Annotated in this window: 8 protein-coding genes and 1 pseudogene; 5 read left to right on the top strand and 4 right to left on the bottom strand. The window is 68.4% G+C overall.

The window, feature by feature from the left end; all coding sequences use genetic code 11:
• Nucleotides 1–35: 35 nt before the first annotated feature.
• Nucleotides 36–800, top strand: a pseudogene (locus I55_RS00100) (proton-conducting transporter membrane subunit); the annotation flags it as partial.
• A 387-nt stretch (nt 801–1,187) separates the two neighbouring features.
• Here I55_RS00100 and phbB read toward each other — a convergent pair.
• Complete coding sequence (phbB, locus tag I55_RS00110; RefSeq protein ID WP_044558371.1) at nt 1,188–1,913, bottom strand: acetoacetyl-CoA reductase; 726 nt, start codon at nt 1,911–1,913, stop codon at nt 1,188–1,190.
• A 179-nt stretch (nt 1,914–2,092) separates the two neighbouring features.
• On the opposite strand from phbB, the gene I55_RS00115 reads away from it, so the two are divergent.
• Complete coding sequence (locus I55_RS00115) at nt 2,093–3,076, top strand: zinc-dependent alcohol dehydrogenase family protein (protein ID WP_044558365.1); 984 nt, start codon at nt 2,093–2,095, stop codon at nt 3,074–3,076.
• Between the two features lie 34 nt (nt 3,077–3,110).
• Here the strand turns inward: I55_RS00115 and I55_RS00120 are convergent, their stop codons facing one another.
• The 3 genes from I55_RS00120 to I55_RS00130 form a co-directional block, all read right to left on the bottom strand.
• Complete coding sequence (locus I55_RS00120; RefSeq protein ID WP_044558366.1) at nt 3,111–4,148, bottom strand: zinc-dependent alcohol dehydrogenase family protein; 1,038 nt, start codon at nt 4,146–4,148, stop codon at nt 3,111–3,113.
• A 43-nt stretch (nt 4,149–4,191) separates the two neighbouring features.
• The gene (locus I55_RS00125; protein ID WP_044558367.1) at nt 4,192–5,028 is read right to left on the bottom strand and encodes a universal stress protein; all 837 of its coding nucleotides are present in this window, start codon (nt 5,026–5,028) and stop codon (nt 4,192–4,194) included.
• A 108-nt stretch (nt 5,029–5,136) separates the two neighbouring features.
• Nucleotides 5,137–6,060, bottom strand: coding sequence for a LysR substrate-binding domain-containing protein (locus tag I55_RS00130; protein ID WP_049973682.1), 924 nt, complete (start codon nt 6,058–6,060; stop codon nt 5,137–5,139).
• Nucleotides 6,061–6,364: 304 nt separating this feature from the next.
• Here I55_RS00130 and I55_RS00135 point away from each other — a divergent pair, with 304 nt between their 5' ends.
• The 3 genes from I55_RS00135 to I55_RS00145 all read left to right on the top strand — a co-directional run.
• On the top strand, nt 6,365–7,564 hold the full coding sequence (locus I55_RS00135) for an MFS transporter (protein ID WP_148293497.1): 1,200 nt from the start codon (nt 6,365–6,367) through the stop codon (nt 7,562–7,564).
• Entirely contained in the window at nt 7,557–8,444 is an 888-nt protein-coding gene (locus tag I55_RS38880; RefSeq protein WP_148293498.1) for a hypothetical protein, read from the top strand. The genes I55_RS00135 and I55_RS38880 overlap by 8 nt, the downstream gene beginning before the upstream one ends.
• 45 nt (nt 8,445–8,489) lie before the next feature.
• On the top strand, nt 8,490–9,351 hold an 862-nt coding region (locus I55_RS00145), incomplete at its 3' end, for a class I SAM-dependent methyltransferase (protein ID WP_044558369.1).

Here is a 9,351-nt window from a genome sequence, read left to right on the forward strand (position 1 = left end):
GTTGAGGACATCAACTGATGAAGGGGTTGAGCGCCATGGCCGTATCGCAGCAAATCTTCCTGCCGCTTCTGGCGTCTTTCATCGCCGGCTTCTTCGGTCGCCGCATCGGGGACCGGGGCTCGCAGCTCGTCACCTGCGCCGCGATGCTGGTGGCGCTGGGTCTGTCCATCCACCTGTTCGTCGACGTGGCCATCAACGGCCACGCGCAGGTCGTCACCCTGGCCAACTGGGTGGCCAGCGGCGCCTTCCATGTCGATTGGGCCCTGCGCGTCGACACCCTGACGGCGGTCATGCTGATCGTGGTCAACGGCGTGTCGACCATGGTGCACATCTACTCCGTCGGCTACATGAGCCATGACCCGGACAAGCCCCGGTTCATGTCCTATCTCAGCCTGTTCACCTTCATGATGCTGATGCTTGTGACGGCCGACAACCTGCTGCAGATGTTCTTCGGCTGGGAGGGCGTCGGTGTCGCCTCCTACCTGCTGATCAACTTCTGGTTCGAGAAGAAGAGTGCCAACGACGCCTCCATGAAGGCGTTCCTGGTGAACCGCGTGGGCGACTTCGGCTTCGCCCTGGGCATCTTCTCCATCTTCATCATCTTCGGCAGCGTCGAGTTCAGCGCTATCTTCCCGGCCGCCGCCTCCAAGGCGCACGCCACCTTCAACTTCCTGGGCTGGCACGTGTCCGCGCTGGATTGCGCCTGCCTGCTGCTGTTCGTCGGCGCCATGGGCAAGTCGGCCCAGCTGGGCCTGCATACTTGGCTGCCGGACGCGATGGAAGGCCCAGTGACCATGAATACTACGGCCCCCTGATCCCGCAGGTTTTCAAATTGCTGCGCGAGGGCAGGTTCGACGAGGCTACGGCCATCTACTGGCAGCTGCACCCCGCCCGCAAGATCAAGGGCGCGCTGGCGGCCCAGATGCACGGCGGCAACTTCATCANCGCCCAGCCTGGNAAGTTCCAGGGCTGGCTGCAGGGCTACAACGGCGGTCCGCTGCGCATGCCCACCCAGCGCATCCACGACCCGCAGATGGCCGCCCTGCGCAAGGGCCTGGTCGATGCCGGCCTGAAGCCCAGCATGGATCCGTTCCGTGAGTTCTTCATCGGGCGGAATCCCGTCTGATCCTGCCGATCCCCCCGTCGGCGTTAGGCCGGCGGGGGTGTCGCGGCCGGTCGATTACCGGTCATTGCATGTACTTACCCCCATTGACGGACAGGGTCTCGCCGGTGATGAAGCCGGCCTCCTCGGCCGCCAGGAACACCACGGCGCGGGCGATCTCCTCCGGCTGGGCCAGGCGTTTGGCGGGGATGCCGTTGACGATGCCCTGCAGGATGTCGGCGGGAACGGCGTCGACCATGCTGGTCTTGGTGTAGCCCGGCGCCACCACGTTCACCGCGATGTTGCGCGACGCCCCCTCCAGCGCCAGCGCCTTGCTGAAGCCGATCAAGCCGGCCTTGGCGGCGGCATAGTTGGTCTGGCCGGCCTGGCCCGACAGGCCGTTGACGGAGCTGATGTTGATGATGCGGCCGAAGCGGCGTTCCCGCATGCCTTCGATGACCGCCCGGCACATGTTGAAGCAGCCGCCGAGGTCCACGTCGATGACGGCCCGCCACTGTTCCAGCGTCATCTTGTGCAGCATGGCGTCGCGGGTGATGCCGGCGTTGTTGACCAGGATGTCGATCGGCCCATGGTTGGCCGTGACCTGGGCGACACCATCCGCGCAGGCGGCGAAGTCGGCGACGTCCCAGGCGGCCGTGGGCAGTCCCGTGGCTTGGTGGAAAGCCACCGCCGTGGCTTCTTCCGTCGGGAGATATGTCGCCACAACCGTATGGCCGGCGGCCCGCAGGGCCAGGCTGATCGCCGCCCCTATGCCGGTGATCCCACCCGTGACCAAAGCGACGCGTGCCATCAGAACCTCCATCCCATGGGTTTCAGTCAGGCCCCCATGAGGTCGTGAGCACCGGCTGGACGCCCTGGGATGAATCAAGAAATGGAGGGAAGGGTCGGGGTTTGCGGCGGATCAATGCGGGGCCGTGGCGGTGGGTGTCTGCTGGACAATCACCAGTGAACCCAAGCGGAGCTGACCTCATGCGCGCCATGGTGTTGGGTGCGTCCGGCACCCTGGACGAGGTGGAACGGCCTGATCCCGAACCCGGTCCCGGGGAGGTGCGCATCGCCGTCCGGGCGTGCGGGGTGTGCCGCACCGACCTTCACCTGATCGATGGGGAACTGCCACCGGGCGGCCTGCCGCGTATACCCGGGCATGAGATCGTGGGTGTGATCGATCGCCTGGGGGCGGAGGTGTTGGGGCTGAGCCTGGGGCAGCGGGTGGGGGTGGGCTGGCTGGGACACAGCTGCCAGCATTGCCCCTATTGCCTGTCCGGGCATGAGAACCTGTGCGACCATCCTGGCTTCACCGGCTACACCCGCGACGGCGGCTTCGCCACCCACGCGGTGGCGGAGGCGCGCTACGTCTACCCCTTGGACGGCATCGACCTGGACGATGCCGCCGCCGCCCCGCTGCTGTGCGCCGGCCTCATCGGCTGGCGTTCGCTGGTCATGGCGGGTCCGCATCGCAAGCTGGGCATCTACGGCTTCGGCGCCGCCGGTCACATCATCCTGCAGGTGGCGCGGTGGCAGGGGGCGGAGGTGTTCGTCTTTACCCGCCCCGATGACCTGGCGGCGCAGGAATTCGCCCTGTCCCTGGGGGCGACCTGGGCCGGTCCGTCCGACGCGCCGGGGCCGGAGCCGCTGGACGCCGCCATCCTTTACGCCCCTGTTGGCGCCCTGGTGCCGGCGGCGCTGCGCGCGGTGCGCAAAGGGGGGCGGGTGGTGTGCGCCGGCATCCACATGAGCGACATCCCGTCCTTCCCCTATGAATGGCTGTGGGGGGAGCGGCAACTGGTGTCCGTCGCCAACTTGACCCGGGCCGACGCGCTGGACTTCCTGCACGCCGCCGCCCTGGCCGGCGTCCATCCGGCGGTGACGACCTATCCCCTGACCCAGGCCAACCAGGCGGTGGCCGACCTGCGGGCCGGGCGGGTGCGGGGGGCCGCCGTTCTCGTCCCCTGACACCCGCGCCGGCCGCGAGGCCTTGGCTCCGGTGTCAGGAGGTGATGATCACCTTCAGGGCGCGGTTGTCGGCGGCATGGCCGAAGGTGTCGTAGGCCGACAGGATTCCGTCCAGCGTGAAGCGGTGGGTGATCAACACAGCGGGATCCAGCTTTCGCGACTGCACCGTCTTCAACAGCATCGGCGTGCTGACGGTGTCCACCAGCCGGGTGGTGATGGCGATGTTCTGGGCCCACAGCCGGTCCAGGTGCAGGTCGGCCTTGTGGCCGTGCACGCCCACGTTGGCGATGGTGCCGCCGGGCGCCACCAGGTCCTGGCACAGCTCGAAGGTGGCGGGGATGCCCACGGCCTCGATCACCGTGTCCACGCCGATGCCGTCGGTCCACGCCTTCACCGCCTCGGCCACGTTGGTCTCGGCGCTGTTCAGGGTGCGGGTGGCGCCGAAGCGGCGGGCGACCTCCAGCCGGTTGTCGTCGACGTCGATCATGATGATTTCCGCCGGGGAATAGAACTGGGCGGTCAGCAGCGCCGCCAGGCCGATGGGGCCGGATCCGACGATGGCGACGGTGGCGCCCGGCGCCACCTTGCCATTCAGCACCCCGCACTCGAAGCCGGTGGGCAGGATGTCGCTCAGCATGGCCAGCGCTTCCTCATCCGCGCCCTCGGGGATGGGGTACAGGCTGGTGGCGGCGTGGGGGATGCGCACGTATTCCGCCTGGGTGCCGTCGATGGTGTTGCCCAGGATCCAGCCGCCGGTGCGGCAATGGGAATACATGCCCCGGCGGCAATAGTCGCAGGTGCCGCAGGCGGTGATGCAAGAGATCAGCACCCGGTCGCCGGGCTTGAACACCGTGACGCCGGGGCCGACGGCATCGATCACCCCCACGCCCTCGTGACCCAGGATGCGGCCGGGCGCGCAGGTCGCCACGTCGCCCTTCAGGATGTGCAGGTCGGTGCCGCAAATGGTGGTCTTGGTGATCCGGACGATGGCGTCGCCGGGATCCTTGATTTCAGGTTTGGGCCGCTGTTCCAACGCCTTGCGGCCGGGACCCTGATAGACAAGCGCCTTCATGATGGTCTTCCTTCGAGAGGTTGGTCGGATGGCCGGGTTGGCGTCAGTGCGCCAGCAGGGCCGGGACGGGCGTCTTGGTCAGGATGTCGCGCGTGACGCCACCCAGCACCCATTCCCGCAGCCGCGAATGGCCGTAGGCGCCGGCGACGATCATGCCGGCGCGGGTCTTCTCCGTCTCCGTGAACAGGGCGGCGGCGATATCGTCGGTCTTGCCCAGGCGGCGGATGCCCGCCGTGATGCCGTGCTGGGCCAGGTACCGCTCCAACTCGCTGACCGACTGGCCATCGTCCACCGGTGTGCCCTTGTCGACGACGGCGATAATTACGCGCGACGCCCGGCGTAGGAAGGGCATGGCCTGGGTGACGGCGTTCGCCGCCTCGCGGCTGTCGGTCCAGGCGACCAGGATGGTATCCAGCGGCGGCAGGTTGGTGGGGGCCTTCTCGGGGATGACGAAGACGCCGCGGCCCGAGCCGAACAACGCCGCCTCCACGATCTCGCTGGCGCGGTCGGGCTCCGCCACGCGATAGGGCGTGCGCACCACCAGCAGGTCGGCCGTCCGTGTCTGCGTGGCGACGATGGCGGGCACCTCCGCCGCCGTGCAGTCGAAACGGTAAAAGGCATGGGGGCCGGCCAGCCGCTCAAGCCGCAGTTCCAGCGCATGTTCAACCAGGTGGCGCTGCAGCTTGGCTTCGCGCAGGTGCTCGGCCAGGCGGTCACGCCGGACCGTGTAGTGGGAGACGCTTACCGGCGCCTCCGGCTGGATGTTGAAATGCAGGCCGCGGATGTGGGCCCCGTGCATGATCGCCAGGCGATCGGCATGGAGGATCCGGCTCTCGTCGTCGTCGCTGCCATCCAGATGGACCAGAATTTCCTTGATCATCGTGCCGGCCCTCTTCCATGAAGCGGCCTGTCCACGCCGGGGGCATGGAGCCGGGTCGCCAGCTGTCCTGAGTGTGCCGCGCCGGCCCCGGCGGCACATTGACCCATCTCAAGGGCGGTCTATGGCCTCCCCCCCCACCGGGGCGGCGATCTCCGCCTGGGTGTCGTTGAAGCAGTCGGTGACCCATGACCGGAAGGCGAGGGCGCTGGCGCTCAGGGCTGTGCCGGCCTGCCATACCAGGTAGTAGCCGTAGATGTCCTCCGCCTGGACGTCGAACAGGCGCACCAGGCGGCCCCGGCTGATCTCCTCCTGCACCATCAGGCTGCCGGCCAGCGCCACGCCCTGGCCGCTGCTCGCCACCTCGATCAGCATGGAGCTGTCGGACAAGGTCAGCCCGGCCGTCGGTTCCTGCAGGCGCAAGCCCGCCACGCGCAGCCAGGCGGACCAGCTTTGCCAGCCGTGGCGCAGGATGGTGCAGCGCGCCAGGTCCTCCGGCGTCTCCAGACCCAGGCGGTCGCGATACTCGGGGGAGCAGACGGGGAACAGCACCTCTCCCCCCAGGCGCTGGCTGACGGAATTGGGCCAGTCGCCGGCGCCATAGCGGATGGCCAGGTCGATGCCCGGCACCAGGAATTCCTCCAGGTCGGCGGTGGAACGGATTTCCACCGACACCTGCGGCATGATCCGGGTGAAGCCCCGCAGCCGGGGCAGCAGCCAGCGGGTGGCCAGGGCGGGATGGATGCTGATGACCAGGCGGCCGCCATCGGCATGGCGCCGGTCGGGAAAGGCGCGCTCCAGGATCGCCAGGGCCTGGCGCACATGGGCGATGATGGTCACGGCCTCACGGGTGGGGGCCATGCCGCGACCGACCCGGCGGAACAGCGGGATGCCCAGCCGCTCCTCCAACTCGCGGATGCGGTGGCTGATGGCGCCATGCGTCAGGCCCAGCTCATCCGCCGCGGCGGAATAGCTGCCGTGGGTGGCGGCGGAGTCCAGCGCCCGCAGGGTCTGGATGGAGGGGAGCGTCGGCATGGGCGCGGTCCCTGATTCATACTGTGAAAACTATTCACATATAGGGTCAGATCATATCGTTTGTCATCATGCGATATTTCCATAACCTTAGGGCTAACAAATGGGGAGCACGGGGAATGAACAGTGCTTTCATAAACGGGAAGGCAGTTGGGTCCTGTGCTGGCAAGGTTCGCACAGCGCTTCCATCGGGCTGGTACATGGTAATCCTGCTCACAGCAGCCCAGGTCGTCTCCTACATTGACCGCTTTTTGCCCAGCCTGCTGATCGACTCGATCAAGACCGATCTGGGGTTGAGCGATTTCCAGTGGGGTTGTTGCTGGGGCCGGCGTTCGGCGTGTTCTACGTTCTCATGGGGTGCCCCATGGGCTGGATGGCGGATCGGTTCAGCCGGCGCGGCATCCTGGCCGCCGGCATCACCATCTGGTGCTGCATGACGGCCGCCGCCAGCCTTGCCCGGGGTTTCCCGGCCCTGTTCGCCGCCCGTCTGGGCGTCGGGCTGGGGGAGGCGGCGATCGCCCCCTGCGCCGTGTCGCTGGTCAGCGACCGCTTCCCCCGCCAGCGGCGGGCCCGGGCGCTCAGCGTCTTCATGTCGGGGACCTTCCTGGGGGCGGGCATCGCCTTCCTGCTGGGCGGCCCCCTGGTGCACGCCATCGCCGGCCTGCCGGTGACGACCGTGCCCCTGCTGGGTGAGCTGCATGCCTGGCAGTTGAGTTTCCTGATCGTCGGCCTGCCAGGCCTGATGCTGGCCCTGCTGATGTTCACCTTCGCCGAGCCTGAGCGCCAGGATCGGGCGGTGGACGCCGACAGCGGCCTGCGCGGCGGCCAGGCGTCCATCGCCCAGGCGTTGCGCTTCATCCTGAAGCGGTGGCGCACCTTCGGCGTGCTGTTCGTCGGTTCCGCGGCCTGCGTCACCATGGGGTCGCTGGCCTTCTGGAACGCCACACTGTTCCAGCGCAGTTTCGGCTGGAACGTCCGGGACATGGGCATCGCCACCGGCATCCTGTTCCTGACCGGTGGCCCGCTGGGCACCGGCCTTGGGATCTGGCTGACCAACCGCTGGATCCGCCTGGGCCGCAAGGACGCGACCCTGCGGGCCCTGTTGGTGGGGTTGCTGATCGCGGTGCCGGGGTTCGCGGCCTATCCCATGATGCCGTCAGCCCCGCTGGCCATCGCCGCCCTGTTCTTCGCCTTCGTCGGCCAAGCCATGGCCGCCGCCGCGGGCCCGGCGTCCCTGACCCTGATCGCCCCCGGGCAGATCAAGTCGCAGGCCACCGCCGTCTATTACCTGGTGATCAGCGTCTCCGGCCAGCTGATCGGCCCGCCGCCGGTGGGATGGATGACCGACCTGTTCGGCGACCCGGCGCGGCTGGGCTGGGCCATGAGCATCGAGGCCCTGGTGATCGGCCTGACGGCGCTGGCCGTCCTGTCCCTGGGCATGCCCGCCTACCGCGCCGGTGTGGTGGCGGTGGAAAAGATGATCGCGAAAGGGGATGAGCATGAGTGAGGGAGCGGCTCCGAAACTGGGTACCATCCGGGCCGTCACCCATGTGGTGCCCGACCTGGACGCGATCCGGGCGGCCTATGGCACCGTGCTGGGCTATCAGCCGGTGGCGGAAGGCACCCTGCCGGTGGACACGGCGGCGGCGTGGGGGGCGCCGGCCATGGCCGGGCGGCGCTACCTGACCCTGGCCCCGGCCTGCGGCACGCCGGCTTGGCTGCGCTTCGTGGAAAGCCCGGCGGCGGCCGGGTGGCAGGCTCTGACCACCCATGGCTGGAACGCCACGGAGATCCTGGTGCAGGACGTTGACACGCTGACCACCCGGCTGGAGGGAACCACCTTCCGCGTCATCGTCCCGCCCAAGAGCCTGCAGCGCTTCCCCATGATCCGCGCCATGCAGGTCCTGGGGCCGGCGGGGGAGTGCCTGTACCTCACCCAGGTGGGCGCGGGCAGCGGGCTGGACCTGGCGCAGGCCGCCGCTTTCGTCGGCCATGTCTTCATCGTCGTCGCCGGCGGGCCCGACCTGGATGCGCTGTTCGCCACCTACGCCGGTTTCGCCAACGCCATCGACCCGTCGGTGTCGACGCGGGTGCAGGTGATCTCCTGGTCCAACGGCCTGCCGCCGGAGACGGAGCACGCACACGGGCTGGTCAAGCTGCCCTTGGGCACCCTGATCGAGTTGGATGCCTATCCGGCCGTGACCCGGCCGCGCGACACCGCCCCCGGCGAACTGCCGCCCGGCATGGCGATGGTCAGTTTCACGGTGGATGACGCCAGCGCCCTCGCGGGGCTGGCGACCTACCCGGCCTTGCTGCCTGGCGGCGGCACCAGCGCCTGTTTCCGGGGGGCGGCCGGCGAATGGATAGAGTTGGTCGGCCCACCGTAAGCGGGCCGGCGATAAGAAAATAACGATAAATATGGAGGCAGTATCATGGCTTTGGCCATTGAGGACAGGGCTGCTCTGGATTTTGTGCTGAGCCTGCGGCGGCATTGGGCCGGAACGGTCTATCCCCGCCTGCGGGCCGATTTCGACGCCGTGGCGCCAACCCCGGCGCCAGTGAACGACCCCGAAAGCCTGACGCCGCTGGTGCACGGGCTGCCAACTTATCCGTGGTTCTCGTGGCTGGAACGCGGATCGCAGAAGATGCTGTGGCGGGCGGTGTCCGACGCGGTGGTCAGGGAAGGCGCGCTGAAGCCGGCGCCGGACGGGCCGGCGACGGTTGAGGTGGACCCCAACCTGGTCCTGCCGGACTGGTACACCGACTGGGATATCCACGTGCAGCCGGGTGGCGTGTGGTCCCACGACCTGGCCGGCCGGATTTATGAGATGGGCGCCCGGCTGGTGATGCTGGGGGAGAATGACGACTACGCCTTTCATCGCCTGTTCGTCGACACGGCGCTGCCCAAACGGTCCTACCGCCGCATGGTCGATTTCGGCTGCGGTTTCGGCAAGTCCGCCTGGCCGCTGAAGCAGGCCCACCCGGAGGCCGAGGTCATCGGCGTGGACCTGGCGCTGCCCTGCGTGGAGCTGGCCGCCCGGCGCGCCAGCGAGCGCAAGCTGGCCGTTCGCTTCCGCCAGGCCGACGCGGTGGCCACGGGGCTGGAGGAGGGGAGCGCCGACCTCGTCACCTCCACCATGTTCGTGCATGAGGTGCCGGACGATGTGCTGCCGGCGGTGTTCACGGAGGCGTCGCGCTTGCTGGCCCCCGGCGGCGTGCTGCGCTTCCTGGATTTCCAGCGCACCGGCGATGGCCTGCGCGACCTGGCCATGGAGAGCACGGCGCGCGCAATAA

The sequence above is a fragment of the Azospirillum sp. B4 genome, from assembly GCF_000333275.1.
GTDB lineage: Bacteria > Pseudomonadota > Alphaproteobacteria > Azospirillales > Azospirillaceae > Nitrospirillum.

Coding starts and splice junctions, on each gene's coding strand:
- I55_RS38880 (WP_148293498.1), top strand. CDS start 7,557: ATGAGTGAGGGAGCGGCTCCGAAACTGGGTACCATCCGGGCCGTCACC.
- I55_RS00120 (WP_044558366.1), bottom strand. CDS start 4,148: ATGAAGGCGCTTGTCTATCAGGGTCCCGGCCGCAAGGCGTTGGAACAG.
- I55_RS00125 (WP_044558367.1), bottom strand. CDS start 5,028: ATGATCAAGGAAATTCTGGTCCATCTGGATGGCAGCGACGACGACGAG.
- I55_RS00115 (WP_044558365.1), top strand. CDS start 2,093: ATGCGCGCCATGGTGTTGGGTGCGTCCGGCACCCTGGACGAGGTGGAA.
- I55_RS00130 (WP_049973682.1), bottom strand. CDS start 6,060: ATGCCGACGCTCCCCTCCATCCAGACCCTGCGGGCGCTGGACTCCGCC.
- phbB (WP_044558371.1), bottom strand. CDS start 1,913: ATGGCACGCGTCGCTTTGGTCACGGGTGGGATCACCGGCATAGGGGCG.